General features: G+C 69.9%; 29 protein-coding genes and 4 tRNA genes. 26 read left to right on the plus strand and 7 right to left on the minus strand.

Features of this window, described 5'->3' with window-relative positions; translation table 11 throughout:
* The first annotated feature begins 209 nt into the window (after positions 1-209).
* The 3 genes from htpX (at position 210) to ACZ69Q_RS41125 (ending at position 2,212) form a co-directional block, all read left to right on the plus strand.
* The gene (gene htpX, locus ACZ69Q_RS41115; RefSeq protein WP_471052905.1) at positions 210-1,070 is read left to right on the plus strand and encodes a zinc metalloprotease HtpX; all 861 of its coding nucleotides are present in this window, start codon (positions 210-212) and stop codon (positions 1,068-1,070) included.
* A complete protein-coding gene (locus ACZ69Q_RS41120) occupies positions 1,067-1,462 on the plus strand; it encodes a YccF domain-containing protein (RefSeq protein WP_471052908.1) in 396 nt (131 codons plus the stop codon). The genes htpX and ACZ69Q_RS41120 overlap by 4 nt, the downstream gene beginning before the upstream one ends.
* Before the next feature lie 183 nt (positions 1,463-1,645).
* The gene (locus ACZ69Q_RS41125; RefSeq protein ID WP_471052911.1) at positions 1,646-2,212 is read left to right on the plus strand and encodes an SMI1/KNR4 family protein; all 567 of its coding nucleotides are present in this window, start codon (positions 1,646-1,648) and stop codon (positions 2,210-2,212) included.
* A 229-nt stretch (positions 2,213-2,441) separates the two neighbouring features.
* Here the strand turns inward: ACZ69Q_RS41125 and ACZ69Q_RS41130 are convergent, their stop codons facing one another.
* Entirely contained in the window at positions 2,442-3,713 is a 1,272-nt protein-coding gene (locus tag ACZ69Q_RS41130; RefSeq protein WP_471052913.1) for an APC family permease, read from the minus strand.
* Between the two features lie 136 nt (positions 3,714-3,849).
* On the opposite strand from ACZ69Q_RS41130, the gene ACZ69Q_RS41135 reads away from it, so the two are divergent.
* Positions 3,850-4,116, plus strand: a complete 267-nt coding sequence (locus tag ACZ69Q_RS41135; RefSeq protein ID WP_471053194.1) for a GlsB/YeaQ/YmgE family stress response membrane protein — start codon at positions 3,850-3,852, stop codon at positions 4,114-4,116.
* Between the two features lie 103 nt (positions 4,117-4,219).
* Here ACZ69Q_RS41135 and ACZ69Q_RS41140 read toward each other — a convergent pair whose 3' ends face one another.
* A complete protein-coding gene (locus tag ACZ69Q_RS41140) occupies positions 4,220-4,708 on the minus strand; it encodes a YajQ family cyclic di-GMP-binding protein (protein WP_471052916.1) in 489 nt (162 codons plus the stop codon).
* Positions 4,709-4,935: 227 nt separating this feature from the next.
* Between ACZ69Q_RS41140 and ACZ69Q_RS41145 the strand changes: the two genes are divergently transcribed.
* Both ACZ69Q_RS41145 and ACZ69Q_RS41150 read left to right on the plus strand, forming a co-directional pair.
* Positions 4,936-5,017, plus strand: a tRNA-Tyr gene (locus ACZ69Q_RS41145).
* 86 nt (positions 5,018-5,103) lie between these two features.
* Positions 5,104-5,316 carry a hypothetical protein gene (locus tag ACZ69Q_RS41150; RefSeq protein ID WP_471052919.1) on the plus strand — a complete coding sequence of 71 codons (213 nt, stop codon included), beginning with the start codon at positions 5,104-5,106 and terminating at the stop codon, positions 5,314-5,316.
* 148 nt (positions 5,317-5,464) lie between these two features.
* Here the strand turns inward: ACZ69Q_RS41150 and ACZ69Q_RS41155 are convergent, their stop codons facing one another.
* Together ACZ69Q_RS41155 and ACZ69Q_RS41160 are read right to left on the minus strand one after the other, a co-directional pair.
* Positions 5,465-6,121, minus strand: coding sequence for an SDR family oxidoreductase (locus ACZ69Q_RS41155; RefSeq protein ID WP_471052921.1), 657 nt, complete (start codon positions 6,119-6,121; stop codon positions 5,465-5,467).
* A gap of 343 nt (positions 6,122-6,464) precedes the next feature.
* Positions 6,465-7,727 carry an amidohydrolase family protein gene (locus ACZ69Q_RS41160; RefSeq protein WP_471052924.1) on the minus strand — a complete coding sequence of 421 codons (1,263 nt, stop codon included), beginning with the start codon at positions 7,725-7,727 and terminating at the stop codon, positions 6,465-6,467.
* Between the two features lie 229 nt (positions 7,728-7,956).
* Here ACZ69Q_RS41160 and ACZ69Q_RS41165 point away from each other — a divergent pair.
* The 9 genes from ACZ69Q_RS41165 to ACZ69Q_RS41205 all read left to right on the plus strand — a co-directional run bounded on the left by ACZ69Q_RS41165 (position 7,957) and on the right by ACZ69Q_RS41205 (position 13,266).
* A tRNA-Thr gene (locus tag ACZ69Q_RS41165) sits at positions 7,957-8,029 on the plus strand.
* Between the two features lie 46 nt (positions 8,030-8,075).
* Positions 8,076-8,148: transfer RNA gene (locus ACZ69Q_RS41170), tRNA-Met, on the plus strand.
* Between the two features lie 89 nt (positions 8,149-8,237).
* Positions 8,238-8,402, plus strand: coding sequence for a 50S ribosomal protein L33 (gene rpmG, locus ACZ69Q_RS41175; protein WP_003948671.1), 165 nt, complete (start codon positions 8,238-8,240; stop codon positions 8,400-8,402).
* A 160-nt stretch (positions 8,403-8,562) separates the two neighbouring features.
* The gene (locus ACZ69Q_RS41180; protein ID WP_471052926.1) at positions 8,563-9,027 is read left to right on the plus strand and encodes an FAS1-like dehydratase domain-containing protein; all 465 of its coding nucleotides are present in this window, start codon (positions 8,563-8,565) and stop codon (positions 9,025-9,027) included.
* Between the two features lie 6 nt (positions 9,028-9,033).
* On the plus strand, positions 9,034-9,462 hold the full coding sequence (locus ACZ69Q_RS41185; protein WP_432193417.1) for a MaoC family dehydratase: 429 nt from the start codon (positions 9,034-9,036) through the stop codon (positions 9,460-9,462).
* A 113-nt stretch (positions 9,463-9,575) separates the two neighbouring features.
* Positions 9,576-10,139, plus strand: coding sequence for a TetR/AcrR family transcriptional regulator (locus ACZ69Q_RS41190; protein WP_471052929.1), 564 nt, complete (start codon positions 9,576-9,578; stop codon positions 10,137-10,139).
* Between the two features lie 98 nt (positions 10,140-10,237).
* The gene (locus tag ACZ69Q_RS41195) at positions 10,238-11,692 is read left to right on the plus strand and encodes a DHA2 family efflux MFS transporter permease subunit (protein ID WP_471052932.1); all 1,455 of its coding nucleotides are present in this window, start codon (positions 10,238-10,240) and stop codon (positions 11,690-11,692) included.
* A gap of 51 nt (positions 11,693-11,743) precedes the next feature.
* On the plus strand, positions 11,744-12,124 hold the full coding sequence (locus ACZ69Q_RS41200) for a DUF3291 domain-containing protein (protein WP_471052935.1): 381 nt from the start codon (positions 11,744-11,746) through the stop codon (positions 12,122-12,124).
* An 86-nt stretch (positions 12,125-12,210) separates the two neighbouring features.
* Positions 12,211-13,266 (plus strand): UDP-N-acetylmuramate dehydrogenase, encoded by a 1,056-nt coding sequence (locus ACZ69Q_RS41205; RefSeq protein ID WP_471052938.1) that lies wholly within the window; start codon positions 12,211-12,213, stop codon positions 13,264-13,266.
* A 25-nt stretch (positions 13,267-13,291) separates the two neighbouring features.
* Here ACZ69Q_RS41205 and ACZ69Q_RS41210 read toward each other — a convergent pair whose 3' ends face one another.
* Positions 13,292-13,924, minus strand: coding sequence for an NAD(P)-dependent oxidoreductase (locus ACZ69Q_RS41210; RefSeq protein ID WP_471052940.1), 633 nt, complete (start codon positions 13,922-13,924; stop codon positions 13,292-13,294).
* 98 nt (positions 13,925-14,022) lie between these two features.
* Between ACZ69Q_RS41210 and ACZ69Q_RS41215 the strand changes: the two genes are divergently transcribed.
* Entirely contained in the window at positions 14,023-14,619 is a 597-nt protein-coding gene (locus ACZ69Q_RS41215; protein ID WP_471052943.1) for a TetR/AcrR family transcriptional regulator, read from the plus strand.
* A gap of 49 nt (positions 14,620-14,668) precedes the next feature.
* On the opposite strand, the gene ACZ69Q_RS41220 is transcribed toward ACZ69Q_RS41215, so the two are convergent.
* Together ACZ69Q_RS41220 and ACZ69Q_RS41225 are read right to left on the minus strand one after the other, a co-directional pair.
* Positions 14,669-15,697, minus strand: a complete 1,029-nt coding sequence (locus tag ACZ69Q_RS41220; RefSeq protein WP_471052946.1) for an adenosine deaminase — start codon at positions 15,695-15,697, stop codon at positions 14,669-14,671.
* A 125-nt stretch (positions 15,698-15,822) separates the two neighbouring features.
* Positions 15,823-17,049 carry a pyridoxal phosphate-dependent aminotransferase gene (locus tag ACZ69Q_RS41225; RefSeq protein ID WP_471052949.1) on the minus strand — a complete coding sequence of 409 codons (1,227 nt, stop codon included), beginning with the start codon at positions 17,047-17,049 and terminating at the stop codon, positions 15,823-15,825.
* Between the two features lie 284 nt (positions 17,050-17,333).
* Between ACZ69Q_RS41225 and ACZ69Q_RS41230 the strand changes: the two genes are divergently transcribed.
* The 10 genes from ACZ69Q_RS41230 (at position 17,334) to rplL (ending at position 24,227) form a co-directional block, all read left to right on the plus strand.
* Positions 17,334-17,406, plus strand: a tRNA-Trp gene (locus ACZ69Q_RS41230).
* Positions 17,407-17,514: 108 nt separating this feature from the next.
* A complete protein-coding gene (gene secE / locus ACZ69Q_RS41235; protein WP_471052952.1) occupies positions 17,515-17,799 on the plus strand; it encodes a preprotein translocase subunit SecE in 285 nt (94 codons plus the stop codon).
* A gap of 81 nt (positions 17,800-17,880) precedes the next feature.
* On the plus strand, positions 17,881-18,711 hold the full coding sequence (gene nusG, locus ACZ69Q_RS41240; RefSeq protein WP_471052954.1) for a transcription termination/antitermination protein NusG: 831 nt from the start codon (positions 17,881-17,883) through the stop codon (positions 18,709-18,711).
* A gap of 260 nt (positions 18,712-18,971) precedes the next feature.
* Positions 18,972-19,499, plus strand: coding sequence for a hypothetical protein (locus ACZ69Q_RS41245; RefSeq protein WP_471052957.1), 528 nt, complete (start codon positions 18,972-18,974; stop codon positions 19,497-19,499).
* 258 nt (positions 19,500-19,757) lie between these two features.
* Positions 19,758-20,192 carry a 50S ribosomal protein L11 gene (gene rplK, locus ACZ69Q_RS41250; protein ID WP_030359033.1) on the plus strand — a complete coding sequence of 145 codons (435 nt, stop codon included), beginning with the start codon at positions 19,758-19,760 and terminating at the stop codon, positions 20,190-20,192.
* Between the two features lie 79 nt (positions 20,193-20,271).
* Positions 20,272-20,997, plus strand: coding sequence for a 50S ribosomal protein L1 (rplA, locus tag ACZ69Q_RS41255; RefSeq protein ID WP_471052960.1), 726 nt, complete (start codon positions 20,272-20,274; stop codon positions 20,995-20,997).
* Positions 20,998-21,127: 130 nt separating this feature from the next.
* Positions 21,128-21,946 carry an SCO4651 family lipoprotein gene (locus ACZ69Q_RS41260; protein WP_471052963.1) on the plus strand — a complete coding sequence of 273 codons (819 nt, stop codon included), beginning with the start codon at positions 21,128-21,130 and terminating at the stop codon, positions 21,944-21,946.
* A gap of 107 nt (positions 21,947-22,053) precedes the next feature.
* Positions 22,054-22,905 carry an SCO4651 family lipoprotein gene (locus ACZ69Q_RS41265; RefSeq protein ID WP_471052967.1) on the plus strand — a complete coding sequence of 284 codons (852 nt, stop codon included), beginning with the start codon at positions 22,054-22,056 and terminating at the stop codon, positions 22,903-22,905.
* Positions 22,906-23,188: 283 nt separating this feature from the next.
* Positions 23,189-23,719, plus strand: coding sequence for a 50S ribosomal protein L10 (rplJ, locus tag ACZ69Q_RS41270; protein WP_147995144.1), 531 nt, complete (start codon positions 23,189-23,191; stop codon positions 23,717-23,719).
* A gap of 124 nt (positions 23,720-23,843) precedes the next feature.
* Entirely contained in the window at positions 23,844-24,227 is a 384-nt protein-coding gene (gene rplL, locus ACZ69Q_RS41275) for a 50S ribosomal protein L7/L12 (protein WP_393512789.1), read from the plus strand.
* Positions 24,228-24,413 lie beyond the last annotated feature (186 nt).

Genomic DNA, 24,413 nt, shown 5'->3' on the forward strand with positions numbered 1-24,413 from the left:
GCGCGCGCGTGGGACAACCCGCCTCCCACGCGCGCGGGCGCGTTCACCCGTACGGCCCACGCCCGCCGCCGTACGCACAAGGGAACCCGTGGCCCTCGCCTGGCGTTGACCAGTACAGAAGGGTCCACTGGACGTGACACCACGGTTCCAGTGGCATCGGAGATCGACCAGCAAAGGGTTCCCCTGCCGCACCACTTGGAGGGCGTACCGTGCACCGCCGGCACAACGGGCTCAGGACCGCAGTCCTCCTCGGGGGACTGTCCGCACTCATCATCGTCATCGGCAGTTTCTTCGGCCGCATGGGGCTCGTCATCGCGGTGGTCATCGCGCTGGGCACGAACGCGTACGCGTACTGGAACAGCGACAAGCTGGCGCTACGCGCGATGCGCGCCCGCCCGGTCAGCGAGTTCGAGGCCCCGGGGCTGTACCGCATGGTCCGCGACCTCTCCACCCAGGCCCGCCAGCCGATGCCGCGCCTGTACATCTCACCGACGGAGGCGCCGAACGCGTTCGCTACGGGCCGCAACCCGCGCAACGCCGCCGTGTGCTGCACAGAAGGAATCCTGCGCATCCTCGACGAGCGCGAACTGCGCGGCGTCATCGGCCACGAGTTGAGCCACGTCTACAACCGCGACATCCTGATCTCGTCGGTCGCCGGGGCCCTCGCCTCGGTGATCATGTTCCTGGTCAACTTCGCGTGGCTGATCCCGATCGGCCGCTCCGATGACGACGACGGCCCCGGCATCCTCGGCCTGCTGCTGATCATGATCCTCGGGCCGCTCGCCGCCTCCCTCATCCAACTGGCGATCAGCCGCTCCAGAGAGTACGAGGCCGACACGTCCGGCGCCCAGCTCACCGGCGACCCCCTCGCCCTCGCCAGCGCCCTGCGTAAGCTCGACGCCGGCACCAAGCAACTCCCGCTGCCGCCCGAGCCGCGCATCGAGACCGCCAGCCACATGATGATCGCAAACCCGTTCCGACCAGGTCAGGGGTTCTCCAAGATGTTCTCCACCCACCCGCCCATGGCGGAACGCATCGCCCGGCTCGAGAGGATGGCTGGTCCTCGGTGAAAACCATTCTGAACGTCATCTGGCTCGTCCTGAGCGGCTTCTGGCTGTTCCTCGCCTACCTGGCCGCCGGCTTGCTGCTGTGCATCACCATCATCGGCATCCCGTTCGGCATCGCCGCCTTCCGCATCGGCGTCTATGCCCTGTGGCCCTTCGGATACACGACGGTCGAGCGCCGCGACGCCGGAGCCCCCTCCTGTGTCGGCAACGTCCTGTGGCTGGTCCTGGCAGGCTGGTGGCTCGCCATCGGGCACATCGTCACCGGCCTGCTGTTGTGCGTCACGATCATCGGCATCCCGTTCGGCATCGCCAACTTCAAGCTGATCCCGGTGTCGCTGTTCCCGCTGGGCCGCGAAATCGTCCCGACCGACAGGCCGTTCGCGTCGAGTTGGTAGGGCTGGTGGCCGAGCGGTCCGAGCGGTCCGAGCGGTCCGAGCGGTCCGAGCGGCCGGGGCCGTCCGAGCGGTTTCGAGCGGCCGGGGCCGAGCCGGAGTCGAGTGACAGCCGAGGGTTTTCCACAACCCGGCAGTTGTCCACAGCCCGGCTCCATTGTCAGTGGCGGCTTGCATCATGAACGCATGACCGAGAACGAGCAGTTGCTGACGAGGGTCGCGGACAAGGCCCGCAACACCCGACCGTGGGGCTGGACTTCACTGCCCGAGCCCGTGGACGCGGCCACCGTGGCCCGTGCCGAGGCCGCCCTCGGCTTCCGTCTGCCGCCGCTGCTCGCCGACCTCTACCTCCGGATAGGAGACGGCGGATTCGGTCCGGAGTACGGGCTGCTGCCCCTCCTCGACAGCCCTCCGGCCGGCGAGCCCGCCGCCGTCACGCAGTACCTCGCCAACCGCGAGAGCGCCCGCAAGGACCCCGACTGGCCCTGGCCTGAGGGCGTCCTGCCGATATCCCACTGGGGCTGCGCGATGTACGCCTGCGTCGACTGCCGCGTCCCTGAGTCCACCGTCCTGCTCTTCGAACCGAACGCCGACGATGCCGACCACGCCTGGTACGTGGACGCCCCCAGCCTGGCGCACTGGCTGCGCGCCTGGATCGACGGCAAGGGCTGGTACGAGGAGATGAACGAGGAGCTGGAGATGGCCCCTTGGGCCGACTTCCGCATACGCACGGCGTCAGCACCTGCGTCCTGACGGGCCCCGCCCGATACGCACGGCGGCGGCACCCGCGCCCTGACGGTCTCCGCCCGCCCCGCGATTCCGCCCGGCCCGGCCAGCCCTACGCTGCCGCGCTCCACCGCTTGCCGGCCAATGCTGCCGCGCCCCCGCCACCTACCGGCTAGCGCTCCCACGCCGCCAGCTACCGGCTACTGCCCCCACGCCGGCACTTACCGGCTAACGCCCCCGCAGCACCACCTACCGGCTAGCGCCCCCGCACTTCCGACCGAGCCGCCACCCACCGTCGTACGCCGTACGCGATCACGCCCGCCGCCAGCACGCCCGCACCGACAGCCACGGAGACCCCAGGAAGGGAGAAGGCAAGCACCACACACCCGAGAAGCCCGATCGCGGGTACGACGCGTGATGCCGGCGCCGAGTCGAGAGTCCAGGCCGACGCGTTGGCAACCGCGTAGTACGCCAGCACGCCGAAGGAGGAGAACCCGATCGCGCCCCGCACATCCACCGTGGCGGCCAGGACCGCGACCACCGCGCCCACGGCGAGTTCGGCCCGGTGGGGTACCTGGAACCGCGGATGCACGGCCGCCAGGGCGCCGGGCAGATGCCGGTCTCGGGCCATGGCCAGCGTCGTCCGGGAGACGCCCAGGATCAGGGCGAGCAACGAGCCGAGCGCGGCGACGGCGGCACCGACCCGTACCACCGGTGCCAGCCCCGGCACCCCGGCCGCCCGCACCGCGTCGGCCAGCGGCGCGCTCGCCTGCCCGAGGCCCTCCGCCCCCAGAACAGAGACGACAGCCACCGCCACAAACGCGTACACCACCAGCGCGATGCCCAGGGCCAGCGGAATCGCCCGGGGGATGGTCCGCGCGGGGTCCCGCACCTCCTCGCCCAGGGTCGCGATCCGCGCGTACCCGGCGAACGCGAAGAACAGCAGCCCCGCCGCCTGAAGCACCCCGCCGAGGCCGCCCGAGGCCCCGATGTCCAGCCGCCCGACGTCGGACTCCCCGGACCCCAGGCACACGACCACCACACAAGCGAGGACAGCGAGGACCACCGCCACGATCGCCCGCGTCAGCCAGGCGGACTTCTGGACGCCGCCGTAGTTCACCGCGGTCAGCGCCACCACGGCCGCCACCGCCACCGCGTGCGCCTGCTCGGGCCAGACGTAGGCGCCCACGGTGAGGGCCATCGCCGCACAGGAGGCCGTCTTGCCGACCACGAACGACCAGCCCGCGAGATACCCCCAGAACGGGCCGAGCCGTTCGCGCCCATAGACGTATGTGCCGCCCGACGCGGGATACAGGGCGGCCAGGCGCGCCGAAGACGTGGCGTTGCAGTAGGCGACCACAGCCGCGACCGCCAGCCCGAGGAGTAGTCCGGTACCGGCGGCGCGTGCGGCGGGCCCCAGCGCGGCGAAGATCCCGGCCCCGATCATCGAGCCGAGCCCGATCACCACGGCGTCCCCGACCCCCAGGGTGCGCCGCAGCTCGGAGGCAGATGGGCTGGACTGTGTCATGGCCGGAACCCTACTGATCGCTGCAACCGAGCGGTGCCCCCGTGACGTCCTGCTCATCAACAAAGCACAAACAAGCGCGCCCGAGATCACAGTGCCGGAAGAGTGCAGGCACAGCGCGGAGGGGCAGGTTCAAGGCATGACGATCATCGGCTGGATCATTCTGGGGCTGTTGGCCGGGGCCATCGCCAAGTTCCTGCTGCCGGGCCGTGACCCGGGCGGCTTCATCGGCACCACGATCATCGGCGTCGCGGGCGCGTTCATCGGCGGCTGGATCTCGGCCCGCTGGCTGGACCACCCGATCACCAAGGACTTCTACGACGGTGCGACCTGGGCCTCGGCGATCGGCGGCTCCCTCGTGCTCCTGATCGCCTACCGCATCCTGTTCGGGCATTCCCGAAGCTGAGCGTGACAGGCGCAGATCGATACCTCCGGACCGCAGCCAGCAGGCGAGAAGGGTGGGCACCCAAAGCGGGATGCCCACCCTTTCTCGTGGCCCTGAGGGTCGCTTACCGGTAGTTCACGAACTGGAGCGCGAAGTCGAAGTCCTGGCCCTTCAGCAGGGCGATGATGGCCTGGAGGTCGTCCCGGCTCTTGGAGCTGACCCGCAGCTCGTCGCCCTGAACCTGGGCCTTCACACCCTTGGGGCCCTCGTCGCGAATGATCTTCGCCACCTTCTTCGCGTTCTCCTGGGAGATGCCCTCCTGGATCGTCGCGAAGATCTTGTACTCCTTGCCCGAGAGCTGGGGCTCGCCCGCGTCCAGGGCCTTCAGGGAGATCCCGCGCTTGATCAGCTTGGACTGGAAGACGTCGAGGACAGCGTTCACCCGGTCCTCGGAGTTCGCCTCCATCAGGATCTTTTCACCGGACCACGAGATCGAGGCACCCACGCCCTTGAAGTCGTAGCGCTGCGAGATCTCCTTGGCGGCCTGGTTGAGGGCGTTGTCGACCTCCTGCCGCTCGACCTTCGAGACGATGTCGAAACTGGAGTCGGCCATGTCCTGTGGCTCCTTGTATCGGGGTGCGTGTGGGGTGCGAATCGGCGGGCGTGGGGGTGGCCGCCGAGCCCGGGGCAGGCCCCGGACCGCATCCGGACAAGCCTAGCCACCCCGCGTCCCCCGGGAGGCGATCAATCGGGTGGCGAAGCACCCCTCCGCATCGGGTATTGTTTACGTCGTTGCCAGGGAGCACCGCCGATAGAGCGGTTCGAACGGCAGCAAACCCCGGCGGTGTGCCCGAGCGGCCAAAGGGAGCAGACTGTAAATCTGCCGGCTCAGCCTTCCCAGGTTCGAATCCTGGCGCCGCCACACTGGGGAAAACCCCTCCGATCTGCGGAAACGCAGCGCGGAGGGGTTTTCGCGTTCCCGGGGTGCGCCGGGGGCACACTGATCCCATGAGCACGCGTCGCAGAAGTTGCCCCGAGTGCCGGCGGGAGATCGCGGTCGTCGCCGGCCGGTTCGCACGGCACGACCCGCCGGGCGCCCGGGAGAGCGGGGAGCTCGTGTCGTGCCCCGGCTCGCGTCGGCAGGCGGAACTGGGGGCAGCTCAGCCCGCGTTGGACGGGTACGCCGTGCCCGAGTTCCCCGGTCAGCTTCCGCTGTTCTGAAGGCTGCCCGGGACGCTGTTCCGAACGCCGGGCTCGCCCAGCAGTGAACTGCCGTGCCCTGTACGCGCGTACCGCCTCGCCGCCGTACTGCGGCCGTACTTCGTTCGGATTTCGCCGGGACCGCATCGGGCCCCGGCGGCGTCCATCCTCAGTTCCCCGCCACCGACTTCACCGCCACCGCCACCGGGGCCGAGCCGCTGATGAGTTCGAGTGTCAGGCCGTGCGTCGCCGGGGTGTCGAGCAACTCCGCCAGTACGGCGGCCACGTCGTCTCGCGGGATCGGCCCGCGTCCGGTGTGGGCCTCCAGGCGCACCTGGCCGTTTCCGGCGTCGTTCGTCAGCATTCCGGGGCGCAGGATCGTCCAGTCCAGGGCGTCCAGGCCCCGGACGTACTCGTCGGCAGCGCCCTTGGCGCGCAGGTAGACGTCGAAGATCTCGTCGCCCTTGTGCTGCGGGTTCGCACCCATCGACGACACCACCAGGAAGCGCCGTACGCCCGCCCGGACCGCCGCGTCCGCGAACAGGACGGCCGCGCCCTTGTCCACCGTGTCCTTGCGGTTCGTTCCGCTGCCAGGGCCCGCGCCGGCCGCGAAGACCGCCGCGTCCGCGCCCTGGAGATGGGCGGCGACCTCCTCGACCGAGGCCGATTCCAGGTCCAGTACGACGGGTTCGGCACCGGCCGCCCGCAGATCGTCGCCCTGTTCGGCCTTGCGGATGATCCCCGCGACCTCGTCTCCGCGCGCGGCGAGCAGCTTCTCCAGCCGCAGCGCGATCTGACCATGACCACCAGCGATGACAATGCGCATGATTCCGACCGTACGCCCGGACAGCCGCATCCGCCGCACGACTTCAGCCACGCCTCAGTGGCCTTGGAGGCGCGCACATCATGCGTAGGTGCCAGGGGCGCGAGTCATCGGCGCGTGCGTGTCGCCGCGCGCCCGGCCATGCGCCCCTCAAGCCACGTCCGGCACGGCCGCGTGCGTGTCGCCGCGTCCCCGGCCATGCGCCCCTCAAGCCACGTCTGGCACGGCCGCGTGCGTGTGGTCGCGCGCCCGGCCATGCGCCCCTCAAGCCACGTCTGGCACGGCTGCGTGCGTGTGGCCGCGCGCCCGGCCATGCGCCCCTCAAGCCACGTCCGCCCGCACGGCCTCACGACAACTCCCCCCGCCCCTGCCGGGGCAGCCCCAACTCCGCGTCCACGGCCGAGTTGCAGTACTCCCGCACCGCGCTCGTCCGCGCCACCACGCGCCCGCGGTGCACCACGATGCGGCTGTACGCCAGTGACAGCGCGCCCGACAGCCGGTCCCCGCGGACCGCCAGCAGTTCGGCCGGGAAGCCCGCCTCCACCCGCACCTCGGACAGACCCAGCGCCGCACGCGCCGACGCGCTGACACAGTCGTAGGCGTCCTCCGGGCGCAGCCCATGGCGGGAGGCCAGCAGGTACGCGGCCTCCAGCGGGTCCCCGCGGCCGACCGGGTTCGACACGTCCCGCAGGGCACCGCTTCCGGCGGCGACGCGTACGCCGGCGGAGCGCAGCAGTCGTACGGGCGCCGTCGCTCGCCTTTCCACGCCCCCGCAGCCGCCCTGCGGCAGGCACACCACCGTCACGCCGGCCGCGGCGAGCTGGTCCGCGGCGCGGGAGGCCACCTGGGCGGGCAGGCGCCCCAGGCCACCGCACGGACCGAGCGTCACGCCGGGGCGCAGTCCGCCGGCCATCGCGGCGACGCGGGACAACCGCGCCGGGTCGGTGGCGTCGGTGTGCAGGTCGACGGGGCAGCCGTGCTCCGAGGCGACCTCCAGTACGGCCTCCACATAGCCCGTCGGATCCGGGTCCAGGTCGGGACAGCCGCCGACCACCGACGCGCCCATCTTCAAGGCGTCCCGCAGCATCGCGAGCCCGTCGGCCCCGGCGACGCCGGTCAGCAGCCGGGGCATGGCCACGGTCGTCAACTCGGTGAGCCCGCGCAGCGAACGCCGTGCCTGGAGTACGGCGGCGAGCGCGTTCAGCTCCTGGATCTCGTCCACGCGCACGTGTGCCCGGACCACGGTCGCCCCGTGTCCGAGCTGGAGCAGGGCGGCCTCGGTGGCGCGGCGCTGCACGTCATGGGGGTCGTAGGAGACCGGTCCGCCCTCGTCGGCGGAGAGCGCGGTGTCGCCATGCGCGTGCGGTTCGGCCGGGGCCGGCAGGAGCAGATAGCCGCCGAGGTCCACGCGCGTACCGCACGCGCGTGTGCCGCCCGCCAGGCTGCCGGCCGTGCCGACCGCCTCGATGCGTCCGCCGTCCAGCCGTACGTCCACGGTCCGTCCGTCGGTGAGCCGTGCCCCGCACAGCAGCAGAGCACCAGGGTCGGCCGGTCCGGACGAGCCCGACGAGGACGACGAATGGGGCGGCTGGGGGTGGCTGTCGGGCATCGCGCTCCAGAGGCAAGATCACGCAGAGTGAGTCGAGCCTAGGGTGGCGAGGGGGCACTGGAGCGCAGGTGCGCAATAGTCGTACCGGTGTGGTCCGCCGAACGGGACCGTGTCCGCGGTACCGCGGTGGCCTGCGAGGCGTCCGTGCCGTCCGCCGATCGGCCGCAGAACCGGGCCGCGAAACGGATTTGGGTGAACGGCGGCTGAGCGTGTAATGTCTTCATCGCTCGCCCCAATAGCTCAGTCGGTAGAGCGTCTCCATGGTAAGGAGAAGGTCTACGGTTCGATTCCGTATTGGGGCTCTGGTGTGGGAGGTTCCCGTCGTTCGGCGGGGACCGATCGCATCACAGCGGTGTAGCTCAGTCGGTAGAGCAAGCGGCTCATAATCGCTGTGTCACCGGTTCAAGTCCGGTCACCGCTACTGACAGTAGCCGATTGCGGGGTCGGTCCTTCGATCGGCTACTCTTTTATGCGTTAAACCGTCCCATCCGTTCGTCAAGGAGCACTCACGTGGCTGCCACCGACGTCCGCCCGAAGATCACGCTGGCCTGCGTGGAGTGCAAGGAGCGGAACTACATCACCAAGAAGAACCGGCGTAACAACCCGGACCGTCTTGAGATGAAGAAGCACTGCCCGCGTTGCAACGCGCACACCGCGCACCGCGAAACGCGATAAATCAGGCTCGTACGCGAGGCCGCCCCCACAGTGGGGGCGGCCTCGCGTCGTTTCGGGCCCGGTTACCGGCCGGTTCCGGCCGGCCCAGGCGCATCAGCCAGGCGCATCAGTCAGGCGAACCAGCAGGTCAACCGCAGCAGACAGCAGGAGGTACCGAGCCATGGCGCTCGACCAGTCCTTCGTGGGGCGGAGCTACCCGCCCACCGAGCCCTATGAGGTGGGCCGGGAGAAGATCCGTGAGTTCGCGGAGGCCGTGGGGGACACCAACCCGGCGTACATCGACCCGGAGGCCGCCAAGGCGCTCGGTCACCCCGATGTGATCGCCCCGCCGACCTTTGTCTTCTCCATCACCTTCAAGGCCGCTGGACAGGTCGTCGAAGACCCCCAGCTCGGGCTGGACTACAGCCGGGTCGTGCACGGTGACCAGAAGTTCGCCTACAGCCGCCCGGTGCGCGCCGGCGACCGGCTGTCCGTCACCTCGACCATCGAGGCCGTCAAGTCCATGGCGGGCAACGAGATCGTGGACATCCGCGGCGAGGTCCACGACGAGGCGGGGGAGCACGTCGTGACCGCCTGGACGAAGCTCGTGGCCCGTGGGGCGGACGCCGAAGAGGGAGAGGGCTGAGCGGCCATGACGGCGAAGATTGCATACGGTGACGTCGAGGTCGGCACCGAACTGCCCGCCCAGAGCTTCCCCGTGACCCGTGCCACGCTCGTTCAGTACGCGGGCGCCTCCGGGGACTTCAACCCGATCCACTGGAACGAGAAGTTCGCCAAGGAGGTCGGGCTGCCGGACGTCATCGCGCACGGCATGTTCACCATGGCCGAGGCGATCCGTGTGGTCACCGACTGGACCGGCGACCCGGCCGCGGTCGTCGAGTACGGCGTCCGCTTCACCAAGCCCGTCGTCGTGCCGAACGACGACCAGGGCGCCACGATCGAGGTCAGTGGCAAGGTCGCGGCCAAGCTCGACGACAACAAGGTCCGCGTGGACCTGACCGTGGTCAGCGAGGGCCGCAAGGTGCTCGGCATGTCGCGGGCGGTCGTACAGCTCGCGTGAACGGCACGCGCGTGCCGCGAGGTAAGGGGCGTTCTCCATGGTGGGGCGCCCCTTACGCATGCCGGTGAGCCGCCCTCTTGACGTAGTTAGTGATTGAGTACTAACTTACTTGCATGGCCAGGATGAGTGCAGAGGAGAGGCGCGAGAGCGTCGTCCGTGCGGCGATGACCGAGTTCGCCCGCGGCGGCTACTACGGCACGTCCACCGAGGCGATCGCCAAGCGGGTCGGGGTCTCTCAGCCGTATCTCTTCCGGCTCTTCCCGGGCAAGAAGGCGATCTTCCTGGCGGCGGCCGCGCGCTGCGTGGAGGACACCATCCGGATGTTCGAGGAGGCCTCCGAGGGGCTGGAGGGTGAAGAGGCCCTGCATGCCATGGGTGACGCCTACCGGAAGGTCGTCTCGGAAGAGCCCGAGCGGCTGATGATGCAGATGCAGATGTATCTCGCCGTGGCGGCCGCCGAGCAGGAGGGCGACCACGAGTTCGGCGAGGTGGTGCGGGCCGGCTGGACCCGTCTGTGGGACACCGTCCATGTGCCGCTGGGGGCCGACGTCGGCGAGACGACGACCTTCATGGCGTACGGAATGCTCATCAACTGCCTGGTGGCCATGGGTTTTCCGCCGGATCACCGAGTCTGGGCCGGGATGGATCCGGCGGGGCAGGACGAGGAGCGGGAGTAGGAGCGGGGTGGCGAGGGTCACCCTGCTTTTTTATGACCGCCAAAGTTAGTGATCAATAACTATCCATGTAAGTGGAACGCATCACCCCAGGGGGAGCGATGTCACATCACACCGTTCAGAACGCGCGGACAGCCCGTGCGGGCGGGGCCGTATGGGCTCTCGTCATCACCAGCGTCGCCGGGTTCATGGCCGCACTCGACAATCTCGTCGTCACCACCGCACTGCCCTCCATCCGTGAGGACCTGGGCGGGGCGCTGCACGACCTGGAGTGGACGGTGAGTGCGTACACACTCACCTTCGCCGTCCTGCTGATGTTCGGCGCGGCCCTCGGCGACCGCTTCGGCCGCCGGCGGCTGTTCGTCATCGGCATCTCGATCTTCACCGTCGCCTCCGCCGCCGCGGCCCTCGCGCCCGGCATCGACTCCCTGATCGCCGCCCGCGCGGTGCAGGGCGCCGGCGCGGCGATCATGATGCCGCTGACGCTGACCCTGCTGACGGCGGCCGTGCCCGCGGCCAAGCGCGGGATGGCGTACGGCATCTGGGGTGCCGTCAACGGGCTCGCGATCGCGTCCGGGCCGCTCATCGGCGGCAGCCTCACCGAGCACATCTCCTGGCAGTGGATCTTCTGGCTGAACGTTCCGCTGGGCATCGCCCTGCTGCCGCTCGCCCGGCTGCGCCTCGCCGAGTCGTACGGCACCAGTGCCCGGCTCGACATCCCCGGCACGCTCCTCGCCAGCGGCGGTCTCTTCGGGATCGTGTACGGCCTGGTGCGCGGCCCCGCCGACGGCTGGACCGGACGCCTGGTCCTGACGGGCCTGTTCGCCGGAGGTGCGCTGCTGGTCGGGTTCGTCCTCTACAGCACGCGCGCCAAGAACCCGATGCTGCCGATGCGGCTGTTCCGCTCCCGGGCGTTCTCCGGGATCAACGCCGCGAGCATGCTGATGTTCCTCGGCATGTTCGGGTCGATCTTCCTGCTCAGCCAGTACATGCAGATCGTGCTCGGCTACTCGCCGACCGAGGCGGGGCTGCGGATGCTGCCGTGGACCGGCATGCCGATGCTCGTCGCGCCCATCGCCGGGATCCTCGCCGACCGCATCGGCGGCCGGCCCGTGGTCGCCACCGGACTGTTCCTCCAGGCCGCCGGCCTCGCCTACCTGGCGTCCGCGGTCACCGTCGACGTCTCCTACGCCGCCCAGCTTCCCGGCCTGATCATCAGCGGCGTCGGCATGGCCCTGTTCTTCGCCCCGGCCGCCCACCTGGTCATGTCCAGCGTCCGCGCCTCGGAACAGGGCATCGCCTCCGGCGCCAACAACGCCCTGCGCGAGGTCGGCGGCGCGCTCGGCATCGCCGTCATGGCGTCGATCTTCTCCGCGCAGGGCGGCTACGAGAGCGGCCAGACCTTCGTCGACGGCCTGCGGCCCGCCCTGGTCACCGGCGCCACCGTCGTCGCCCTCGCCGGCGTCGCGGCCCTGATCATCCCGTCGCGGCGGCGTGCCGACGCGAGCCCGGCCGAGCAGGCCCCGGAGCGGGTGCTGGAGACGGCCGCCGGCTGAGCCCACCCCACGGCAATACCGACCCGGACCACGAGGACACGAGGAGCAGTCATGCCCACCCTTCCCTGGACCGTCCCGAACCCTGCACCGCCAGGCACCGAGGCGCACGTCTTCGCCTCCCGCTTCGAGACCCGCACCCTCTGGGGGGCGCTCCGCTTCTTCGCCCGCACGCCGGGCGTGTGGTGGCAGGTGAGCCGGGCGCCCGGCGCGTACGGCGCTTCCCTGAAGGCCGAACCCTTCAAGCGGACCTTCTGGACGCTGTCCGCATGGGAGTCGCCCGCGGCGCTGAAGGACTTCGCCCGCTCGGGCACCCATGCCCCGACCTCGCGGGGTCTCGCGGGGCTGATGCGGGACGCGAAGTTCGCCACCTGGCAGGTGCCGAGCGAGGAGCTGCCGATCGACTGGACGGAGGCCTTCCGACGGCTGACGTGAACGCCACGCGCGCGTGGAGCGCGCGGCGGCCCCGGCACTCCGCACGGGTGCCGGGGCTGTCGGTGCCGTCTCGTAGTCTTGAGCGCGTGCAGGAACTCCACGACGCCCCCCTCGCCCCGTTCACGACCTTCCGGCTGGGCGGCCCCGCCACCCGCCTGGTCACCGCCACCTCCGACGCCGAGGTGATCGACGTCGTGCGCGAGGCCGACGCCGCCGGGACCCCGCTGCTGCTCATCGGCGGCGGATCGAACCTGGTCATCGGCGACAAGGGCTTCGCGGGCACCGCACTCGTCATCGCCACCAAGGGCTTCGAGCTGGACGGCGCCACGCTCGAACTGGCCGCCGGCGAGGTGTGGACCGACGCCGTCGCCCGCACCGTCGAGGCCGGTCTCGCCGGGGTCGAGTGCCTCGCCGGAATTCCCGGCTCCGCCGGCGCCACGCCGATCCAGAACGTCGGCGCCTACGGCCAGGAGGTCTCCTCGACGATCACCGAGGTGATCGCGTACGACCGCCGGGCCGGCGAGACGGTCGTCGTCCCGAACGCCGACTGCGCCTTCTCCTACCGCCACAGCCGCTTCAAGGCCGACCCCGAGCGCTACGTCGTCCTGCGCGTGCGCTTCCGGCTGGAGGATGCCGACGGGCTCTCCGCCCCCGTCAAGTACGCCGAGACGGCCCGCGCCCTCGGCGTCGAGGTCGGCGACCGCGTGCCCCTGGCCGACGCCCGCGAGACGGTGCTGAAGCTGCGTACCGGCAAGGGCATGGTCCTGGACCCCGAAGACCACGACACCTGGTCGGCCGGATCCTTCTTCACCAACCCGATCCTCACCGACGAGCAGTTCGCGGCGTTCCACGCGCGCGTGCGTGAGCACCTCGGCGACGGCGCCGAGCCGCCCGCCTACCCGGCGGGGGATGGGCACACCAAGACCTCCGCGGCCTGGCTCATCGACAAGGCCGGCTTCACCAAGGGGTACGGCACCGGCCCCGCCCGTATCTCCACCAAGCACACCCTCGCCCTCACCAACCGCGGCGAGGCGACCACCGAGGACCTCCTCGCGCTCGCCCGCGAGGTCGTCGCCGGCGTCCGCGAGACCTTCGGCATCACGCTGGTCAACGAGCCGGTGACGGTCGGCGTCAGCCTGTAGCGCAGCCCCGGCCCCCGGCCCCGGCTCAGTAGGCGACGCCCACCCCCTGCTTCACGGTCGCCCGGTCGCCGACCGCCGCCAGCATGGCGTGCGCCACATCGGCGCGCGCCAGGAAGCGTCCCCGCACCGGGAACCCGCCCACGACCTTCCGGTACGAGCCGGTGAGCGGCTTGTCCTGAAGGCGCGGCGGCCGTACGGCGGTCCAGTCCGTGGCGCTGCGGGCCAACTCGGCCTCCATCTCCCGCAGATCGACGTAGATGTCCTTGAGGACCGCCGAGACGATGCCGCGCACCGCCCGGTCGACGAAGCCGTCGCCCTCCGCCTCGGGGCCGACCGGCGCCGCGCTCACCACGACCAGCCGCCGCACCCCCTCGGCCTCCAGGGCGCCGAGCACCGTACGGGTCAGACGCGCCGCGATCCCGGCGTCCTTGCGGCTGCGGGCGCCGAGCCCGGACAGCACCGCGTCCCGTCCGGCGACGGCGGGGCGCAACGCCTCGGCGTCGGTCAGATCCGCGCGGAACACCTCCAGACGGTCGCCGGTGACGGGGAAGCGGGCGGGGTCCCGTACGACCGCCGTGACCTCGTGACCGGCGTCCAGCGCCTGGCGGACGATCTCCTTGCCGGTGCCTCCGGTGGCACCGAAGACGGTGAGTTTCATGACGCCTCCCGGATTCGGGTGGGTGAGTATTCACTCACCCCTATTTCTTCTAGAGTGAGTAAGTACTCACCCACCCGTCAAGGGCGATTGGACGTTTCATGGAAAACCGACCCACCCGCGTTCGACTGCTCGACGCCGCCCACGACCTGATGCTCACCATCGGGCTGGCGCGGACCACGACGAAGGAGATCGCGCGTGCGGCCGGGTGCTCCGAGGCGGCGCTGTACAAGCACTTCGCCAGCAAGGAGGAGCTCTTCATCCGCGTGCTCACCGAGCGGCTGCCCCCGCTCCGCCCGCTGATCAGCGACCTCGCGGCCGAGCCCGGCCGGCACTCCCTCCAGGAGAACCTCACCGAGATCGCCCGCCAGGCAGCGCTGTTCTACGAGCAGAGCTTCCCGATCGCCGCGTCGCTGTACGCGCAGACCGAGCTCAAGCGGCGGCACGACGACGCCATACGGCAGATGGGCGCCGGCCCGCATGTGCCGATCCAGGAACTCGACACATACCTGCGGGCCGAGCAGGAGCTGGGCCGGGTCCGTACGGACGCGGACACGTTCGCCGCGGCGTCGCTGCTGATGGGGGCCTGCGCGCAGCGGGCGTTCGCCTACGACGCGACCAGGGAGGCGGTACGGCCGCCGGTGGACGAGTTCGCCGCCCGGCTGGCCCGCACGCTGCTCGCCGGCATCGCCGACTGACCGCCGCCCCGTGAGCCGGGCGGATCGGGCTAGCCGGTCTCGGCGCGGGCTAGGCGAGCCAGTCGTCCACTCCCGCCAGCAGCTTGCCCTTCATGTCCTCCGGCGCGGCCGACGCGCGCACCGACTGCCGGGCCAGCTCCGCCAACTCTTCGTCCGTGAAGCCGTGGTGGTGGCGCACGAGGTCGTACTGGGCGGCGAGACGCGAGCCGAAGAGCAGGGGGTCGTCGGCACCGAGGGCCATCGGCACACCCGCCTCGTACAGGGTGCGCAGCGGGACGTCCTCGGGCTTCTCGTACACGCCGAGGGCGACGTTCGAGGCTGGGCACACCTCACAGGTCACGCCCCGCTCGGCGAGGCGCTTCAGCAGCCGCGGGTCCTCAGCCGCCCGCACCCCGTGGCCGATCCGGTTCGCGTCCAGGTCGTCCAGGCAGTCCCGGACCGAGAACGGGCCGGTCAGCTCGCCGCCGTGCGGGGCCGACAGCAGGCCGCCCTCGCGGGCGATGTGGAAGGCGCGGTCGAAGTCCCGGGCCATGCCCCGGCGTTCGTCGTTCGACAGCCCGAAGCCGACGATCCCGCGGTCGGCGTAGCGCACCGCGAGCCGGGCCAGTGTGCGGGCGTCCAGCGGGTGCTTCATACGGTTCGCGGCGACCAGGACGCGCATCCCGAGGCCCGTGTCCCGCGACGCCGTCTCCACCGCGTCCAGGATGATCTCCAGCGCCGGGATCAGACCGCCCAGCCGGGGCGCGTACGACGTCGGGTCGACCTGGATCTCCAGCCAGCCCGAGCCGTCCTTGATGTCCTCCTCCGCGGCCTCTCTGACCAGCCGCTGGATGTCCTCCGGCTGCCGCAGGCACGAGCGCGCCGCGTCGTACAGGCGCTGGAAGCGGAACCAACCGCGCTCGTCCGTGGCCCGCAGCTTCGGCGGCTCCCCACTGGTCAGTGCGTCGGTCAGCGCGTCGGGCAGGCGCACACCGTATTTGTCGGCCAGTTCCAGCACGGTCGTCGGCCGCATCGAACCGGTGAAGTGCAGGTGCAGATGGGCTTTCGGCAGCTCAGAGACATCACGTACACGCTCCATTCCAGGATCCTGCCGTACGCCCGCGCCGTCCCGGTAGCCGTTTCCCCATTAGTGGTCTTGCTCGCACAAAGAAATGGGGTCACCCCCGAAATTTCGGAGGCGACCCCATGGGCGGAAGGCGGACGTCAGTCCGTGGCCTCCGCGAGCAGCTTCTGGATCCGGCTCACGCCCTCGACGAGGTCCTCGTCCCCGAGCGCGTACGACAGCCGCAGGTAGCCCGGCGTACCGAAGGCCTCACCCGGGACGACCGCGACCTCGGCCTCCTCCAGGATCAGCTCGGCCAGCTCGACGCTGCTCTGCGGGCGCTTGCCGCGGATCTCCTTGCCGAGCAGGGCCTTCACCGACGGGTACGCGTAGAAGGCGCCCTCGGGCTCCGGGCAGACCACGCCGTCGATCTCGTTGAGCATCCGCACGATCGTCTTGCGGCGGCGGTCGAAGGCCTCGCGCATCTTCGCGACCGCCTCCAGGTCGCCGGAGACGGCGGCCAGGGCGGCCACCTGCGCCACGTTCGAGACGTTGGACGTCGCGTGGGACTGGAGGTTGGTCGCGGCCTTGACCACGTCCTTCGGGCCGATGACCCAGCCGACCCGCCAGCCCGTCATGGCGTATGTCTTGGCGACGCCGTTGACCACGATGCACTTGTCCCGCAGCTCGGGGAACAGCCCCGGCAGGGAGACCGCGGCCGCCTCGCCGTAGACCAGGTGTTCGTAGATCTCGTCGGTCAGCACCCACAGGCCGTTGTCGACGGCCCAGCGGCCGATCGCCTCGGTCTCGGCCTCGGTGTAGACCGCGCCGGTCGGGTTGGACGGCGAAACGAAGAGGACGACCTTCGTCTTCTCCGTACGGGCCGCCTCGAGCTGCTCCACGGAGACGCGGTAGCCGGTGGTCTCGTCGGCGACGACCTCGACCGGGACACCGCCCGCGAGGCGGATCGACTCCGGGTAGGTCGTCCAGTACGGCGCCGGGACGATGACCTCGTCGCCCGGGTCGAGGATCGCGGCGAAGGCCTCGTAGATGGCCTGCTTGCCGCCGTTGGTGACGAGGATCTGCGAGACGTCGGGCTCGTAGCCGGAGTCGCGCAGCGTCTTCGCGGCGATCGCGGCCTTCAGCTCGGGCAGACCGCCTGCCGGCGTGTAGCGGTGGTACTTGGGGTTCTTGCAGGCCTCGATGGCCGCCTCGACGATGTAGTCCGGGGTCGCGAAGTCGGGCTCACCGGCGCCGAAGCCGATCACCGGACGCCCGGCGGCCTTGAGGGCCTTGGCCTTGGCGTCCACGGCGAGAGTGGCGGACTCGGAGATCGCGCCGACTCGGGCGGAGACCCGGCGCTCGGTGGAAGGGGTTGCAGCGCTCATGGGACCCATCGTTTCAGACAGGAAACGCGCGCGGCACACGGGTTTCACGGACTGAACACCGGCTGAACATCCGTCCGGATCCGGCCCGCGGCCTGGGCGATCTTGCGTCGCGACCCCGCCGAACCCCCGGCGATCTTTCGGCTATCAAGCCCCCAGCGGGCACTTTCTGTTCGACGACGCGCCCAGGACCACGTACACTCTCACCTCGTTGGCCTTCAGCAGGCCGCACTCGGACGGTGCACAGCGAGCACTCGCCCGGATGCGGTACGTTGGGGGGCACACAAAGGGTCGTAGCTCAATTGGTAGAGCACTGGTCTCCAAAACCAGCGGTTGGGGGTTCAAGTCCCTCCGGCCCTGCTACACACACCTTCGCCAGGATGTGTGCGCATGTACGTACAGCACTGCAACGCCGTGCGGCTCAGACCGGGCGCGGCACGGCCACGACCCGGGATCAGGTGAGGACGGATGGCGGACGCCGTGGGCTCCATCGATACGCCTGACGCCCAGGATGAGGCGCAGGAGAAGAAGAAGGCCCGCAAGGGCGGTAAGCGCGCGAAGAAGGGCCCGCTGAAGCGGCTCGCCGTCTTCTACCGCCAGATCGTCGCGGAGCTTCGCAAGGTCGTCTGGCCGACGCGCAATCAGTTGACGTCGTACACCACCGTGGTGATCTTCTTCGTCGCCATCATGATCGCCCTGGTGACCGTGATTGACTATGGGCTCGACCACGCTGCCAAGTACGTTTTTGGCTGAGCCGAGAGCGAAGGGCGCCGTTGGTTACCGGCGCCCCTTTCGCATGTTCCACCCCTATGTATCCAGGAAGAAGCAGCCACCGTGTCTGACCAGAACCTGAACGACGCCGTCGAGCCGGACGAGTCCGTGGAAGACGAGCTCGACATCGTCGAGGGCGCGGACGAGGACCTGGACGAGGTCGAGGTTGCCGACGCCGAGGCGGGTGAGCCGGCCGAGGAGGCCGCGCTGCACGTCGAGGACGCTGAAGAGGACGTCGAGGACGCGGTAGAGGCCGCCGAGGAAGAGACCGAGCCGGTCGACCCCGTCGCCGCCCTGCGCGAGGAACTTCGCACGCTGCCCGGTGAGTGGTACGTCATCCACACCTACGCCGGTTACGAGAACCGCGTGAAGACGAACCTGGAGCAGCGCGCCGTCTCGCTGAACGTCGAGGACTACATCTTCCAGGCCGAGGTGCCGCAGGAAGAGGTCGTCCAGATCAAGAACGGCGACCGCAAGACGATCAAGCAGAACAAGCTGCCGGGTTACGTCCTGGTCCGCATGGACCTGACGAACGAGTCCTGGGGCGTCGTCCGCAACACCCCCGGCGTCACCGGCTTCGTGGGCAACGCCTACGACCCGTACCCGCTGACCCTGGACGAGATCGTGAAGATGCTCGCCCCGGAGGCCGAGGAGAAGGCCGCCCGCGAGGCCGCCGAGGCCGAGGGCAAGCCCGCCCCGCAGCGCAAGGTCGAGGTCCAGGTCCTGGACTTCGAGGTGGGCGACTCGGTCACCGTCACCGACGGCCCGTTCGCCACGCTCCAGGCCACGATCAACGAGATCAACGCCGACTCCAAGAAGGTCAAGGGCCTCGTGGAGATCTTCGGTCGCGAGACTCCGGTCGAGCTCTCCTTCGACCAGATTCAGAAGAACTAGCGGCACAGCAGCTCTCACGAAGGGCCTCCGGCCGGCGGATTCCGCTGGTGGGGGGCCCTTTCGTCGTGTGCGTCAGCGCATGTACCGACCTCGCTCCCAATAAATGTGTGCTGCACCACAACCATCGGACGCCCCTGCCGGTCTGACTTGATGACCGAAACGCGTGGACAGCGTTCTTCACGGTGATCTCCAACTCTTTGTGGCGGTTTGCCCTGCGCTGCTCGCTGCCCGCGCCGACCAAGAAGTGGGGGAACTTCCTCATGCGCACTCGCACCATCCTGGTCGTGGCGGCCGCGTCCGCCTGCGTCCTGCTGCCGACGACCTCCGCGGTCGCCGGCACCGGGCCCGCCCCGTCTCCCAACAAGCAGAACCTGACCGCCCGTTCGGCCGCCCCGTCCGAGGCGGGCAACCCGCTGAGCGCCAAGGCGCAGGCGGCCGGAGTCTGTTCCGACGCCTACCAGATCGGCGCCACCGCCTACATCAACCGCGGCGGCGCGCACGCTGCCTCGGTCAAGCAGTTCTACTCGCCCAGGTGCAAGGCGAACTACGGCTACGTCTGGGTCTGGCAGAGCTTCCGCGACAAGATCAAGGACTACGACGTCAGCGCCGGTGTCTACAGCTACTCCCGTGACGAGATCGTCGGCCAGGACTGGTGGAACGCCACCAACAGCCAGGAGTTCTGGTCCTTCCCCGCCGACACGATCAGCGAGTGCACCTCGGCCATCGGCTCGCTGCGTGCCCCCGGCGACCCGGTACCGGGCCAGGCCACCACGGCCAAGCGCTGCTGACCCCGCTCCCGCCCCCTGCGGGCCCGGGCCGACGCGTGGCGGCCGGGGCCCGTTCCCGTCCGGGGCACGGGCCGTATGGGCCGACCGCTGTCAGGGGGCGGGCGACCGGTGGCCTGAGCTGCCGGTTTTGGCCCTGACGCGTTACCCGTTATCGTTGTGCGGTATGCCTCCATCCGGATGATCCGGTCGTTCACCGTCCAAGGTGACCAGCGGTACGGATGGCGGCGGAACACCTCTCACTAAGGACCCGGAGAGAGCATGCCTCCCAAGAAGAAGAAGGTCACGGGGCTTATCAAGCTCCAGATCCAGGCCGGTGCGGCCAACCCGGCTCCGCCGGTCGGCCCCGCGCTGGGTCAGCACGGCGTCAACATCATGGAGTTCTGCAAGGCCTACAACGCCGCGACCGAGTCGCAGCGCGGTTGGGTCATCCCGGTGGAGATCACGGTCTACGAGGACCGTTCCTTCACCTTCATCACCAAGACCCCGCCGGCCGCGAAGATGATCCTCAAGGCCGCTGGTGTCGAGAAGGGCTCCGGCGAGCCGCACAAGACCAAGGTCGCCAAGATCACCCAGGCGCAGGTCCGCGAGATCGCCACCACCAAGATGCCCGACCTCAACGCCAATGACCTGGACGCCGCGTCCAAGATCATCGCCGGCACCGCCCGTTCCATGGGCATCACGGTCGAGGGCTGATCTCAACCCCCCAAGCAGAAGTGAGTGGCGGGGCCTGCTCGGCCCGGACCACAACTCCTAAGAAAACCCAGGAGCAGTAGTGAGCAAGCGCAGCAAGTCTCTCCGCGCTGCGGACGCCAAGGTCGACCGGGACAAGCTCTACGCCCCGCTCGAGGCCGTCCGTCTCGCCAAGGAGACGTCCACGACCAAGTTCGACGGCACTGTCGAGGTCGCCTTCCGTCTGGGTGTCGACCCGCGCAAGGCCGACCAGATGGTCCGTGGCACCGTGAACCTTCCGCACGGCACCGGTAAGACCGCCCGGGTCCTGGTCTTCGCGACCGGTGACCGTGCCGAGGCCGCGCGTGCCGCGGGCGCCGACATCGTCGGTGCCGACGAGCTGATCGACGAGGTCTCGAAGGGCCGCCTGGACTTCGACGCCGTCGTCGCCACCCCGGACCTCATGGGCAAGGTCGGCCGCCTCGGCCGTGTCCTCGGCCCGCGTGGTCTGATGCCGAACCCGAAGACCGGCACCGTGACCCCGGACGTGGCCAAGGCCGTGACCGAGATCAAGGGCGGCAAGATCGAGTTCCGCGTCGACAAGCACTCGAACCTGCACTTCATCATCGGCAAGGCGTCCTTCGACGACGCCAAGCTGGTGGAGAACTACGGCGCCGCGCTGGAGGAGATCCTCCGTCTGAAGCCGTCCGCCGCCAAGGGTCGCTACATCAAGAAGGCCGCCATCACCACCACGATGGGCCCCGGCATTCCGCTCGACCCGAACCGCACCCGCAACCTCCTCGTCGAGGAGGACCCGGCCGCGGTCTGAGCCAACGGCTCACCAGGCTCGACGACGGGCCCCGCACCCTTCCCGGGTGCGGGGCCCGTCCCCTTTGCCTCCCCCGCTTGTCAGTGCCCTGGGTTAACGTGCATTCACGGGGTTGGCACAGGGGGGACGGATGACGAGCACGAGGGCGCGCCGGTCGGCGTTCTGGGTAGCGCTGCTGACCGCGCTGACGGCCCTGGCCGCCTGCACCTCCTCCGACCGCTCCGAGGAGCAGCGGGACCGCCCGACGCCCTCCCGGGCCGTGACGGCCGCCCTGCGCACCGTCGAGCGGTCCACCGACCGTGCCGACTCCGCGCGCGTGCGCTCGACGACCACGGTCGGCTCGGCCCTGTCCATGAAGGCCCACGGCACCCTCGCCTGGCACCACGGCCTCACCGGCGCCCTGACGATCACCTACACCGGCGGCACCACGGCCGAGACGATGCGCCGCCTCGGCACCACCTCGATGCAGGCCCGCTATCTCCCCGACGCCTACTACGCCCGCATGGGCGAGGCCTTCGCCGAGAAGACCGACGGCAAGCACTGGATCAAGTACGCCTACGACGACCTGGAGCGCCTCGCAGGCAGCTCCGGAGCCGATCTCGCCGACCAGATGCGCGGCACCGCCCCGCACACCTCGGTGAAGCTGCTGCTGTCCTCCACGGACGTACGCAAGGTCGGTGAGGAGACGGTGAGCGGTGAGCGCACCACGCGCTACTCCGGCACGGTCCGGGTCACGGACGCCACCTCGCAGACCGTCGACATATGGGTCGACGACCGGGACCTGCTGGTCAAGAAGGTCGAGAAGGGCCGCACGGCCACGGGACGGCTGACCCAGACCGCCTACTACAGCGACTACGGCGTGCGGGCCACGGTCGAGAAGCCTCCGGCGGGGGACACCGCGGACCTGGAGCAACTGCTGAAGGAAGGGACCCTCGGCGGGACCACGTGAGCCTGCGCGCGTAGGTATTCGCAGAGCTGTTCGGGGTTCCTGGGCTACGCTCCCGATCTTGCCGGGCGCCCACCGTGCGCCGGCCAAGCGTTCCTTGGGGGGAATCGATGAGGCTTTCCGTCACTGCCGCCGCGTGGGCCGCAGTGCCCGTCGTCGTGCTTCTCCTGGCCGGCTGCGGCACGGGAGCCGGCGCCGAGCAGGCCGGCGCGGGCTCCTCGGCGGCCGACGCCGTCGCGCGGGCCGTGGAGAAGACCGAGGGCGTCACGTCGCTGCACTACAAGGTGACCGGCCGCTTCCCGGAGCGGGGGCGCATAGCCGACGAGGGAACCGTCCGCGCGAAGCCGCTGACGGCCAGCCTGACGACGGCCAACCTGAGCGGCGAGGAGCGGGGCGAGACCGAGCTGCGCCTGGTCGGCGGGGTGCTGTACGGCAGCGCGACCGGCGACATGGTCGAGGAGATCGGCGGCCGGCACTGGATCGGCTACGGCCCGGCCGCCCACTTCACCACCCACGGCGGGCTGCGCATGGACGTCGGCGCCCTGCGCGACTCGGTCGGCCGCAACCCGGCCCGGGAGGCCGCCTTCCTGGCCGGCGCGCCGGACGTGAAGCGGGTCGGCGGCGAGAGGATCGACGGCACCGAGACCACGCACTACACGGGAACGGCCGCCGTCGACGAGCTCCGCGCCGAGCTCAAGGACATCGAGGACAAGGCCACCCGCGAGGGCCGCAAGCGCAGCCTCGACCAGTACGAGAAGGCGGGTGTGGACGAACTCGCCCTGGACGTCTGGGTCGACGGCGACGACCACGTCAGGCGGCTGCGCACCCAGGGCTTCGGCCGGCACGGCGAGCTCGACCTCACCTTCGCCTTCCTCGACTACGGCAAGCCGGTGACGGTCCGCGCACCCCGCCCCGACGACACCGCGGACCTGCGCAAGCCGCTGGAGAAGAAGGGGAGCTGACGGCCGTAGGGACCGATTTGCCTCACGGTGACCGCGTCCCGTACTCTCCTACAGAAGCCAAAGACCGCTGGTCGTTGCCGTGCGCTCGCAAGAGAGTGCGGTGACCGAAGGATCCGCTGAACCGCGGACGACCCGCGCAGGTGACTGTGGAAGTGCTCCCGGAGTTCGCTGCTCACGCTGTGAATGCCCGGTCGAGCTACGCCCCGAGCGCCTGCGCCGGGGCGTTTCGTTTTCCTCAGCCCCTTCTGAGCGGTCCCATCACCCGGAAGGAGGCCGACGCTCTATGGCAAGGCCCGACAAGGCTGCCGCGGTAGCCGAGCTGACGGAGCAGTTCCGCAGCTCGAACGCCGCTGTGCTGACCGAGTACCGGGGTCTCACCGTGGCGCAGCTCAAGACGCTGCGTCGTTCGCTCGGTGAGAACGCCCAGTACGCCGTGGTGAAGAACACGCTGACCAAGATTGCGGCCAACGAGGCCGGGATCGACACGCTCGACGACCTGTTCAACGGTCCGACGGCGGTCGCCTTCGTCACCGGTGACCCGGTGGAGTCGGCGAAGGGTCTTCGTGACTTCGCCAAGGACAACCCGAACCTCGTCATCAAGGGCGGTGTCCTTGACGGCAAGGCGCTGTCCGCCGACGAGATCAAGAAGCTTGCGGACCTCGAGTCCCGCGAGGTTCTGCTCGCCAAGCTGGCGGGCGCCCTGAAGGGCAAGCAGACCCAGGCTGCTCAGGTCTTCCAGGCGCTCCCGTCGAAGCTCGTCCGCACCGTGGACGCGCTTCGCGCCAAGCAGGACGAGCAGGGCGGTGCCGAGTAATTCGGCTCGCGAAATGACCGCCGCCTGAGGCGCTCGCGCCGCAGGCAGAGGTCGTAGCGGGCCGAACGTACGCCCGCCAGACATGTACATCCCGGCACCAGCCGAAATTAGTGGAAGGAAAGCCATCGTGGCTCTCACCCAGGACGAACTGCTCGCCGAGTTCGAGGGCATGACCCTCATCCAGCTCTCCGAGTTCGTGAAGGCGTTCGAGGAGAAGTTCGACGTCACCGCCGCCGCCGCGGTCGCCGTGGCCGGTCCGGCCGGTCCGGCCGCCCCCGCCGAGCAGGCTGAGGAGAAGGACGAGTTCGACGTCATCCTCACCGGCGCCGGCGACAAGAAGATCCAGGTCATCAAGGTCGTGCGTGAGCTGACCTCCCTGGGTCTGAAGGAGGCCAAGGACCTCGTGGACGGCGCCCCGAAGCCCGTTCTCGAGAAGGTCGCCAAGGACGCCGCCGAGAAGGCCGCCGAGTCCCTCAAGGGCGCCGGCGCCTCCGTCGAGGTCAAGTAACACCTCTCGGTCGAGCACGACCGACGCGCTTGCTGAATCCGGCCTCCTGAGGCTGTAACGCAGTCGCACCGAAGAGCGATCATCCATTCGGGTGGTCGCTCTTCGGCGTTCCTGGGGGCGCGGCCACGGTTGCCTTGCGCCCGCTATGGCGGGGGGTATGGTGATCTTCGTCGTGTCTCCGGGCCT

The organism is Streptomyces sp. NPDC036764, from assembly GCF_055609385.1.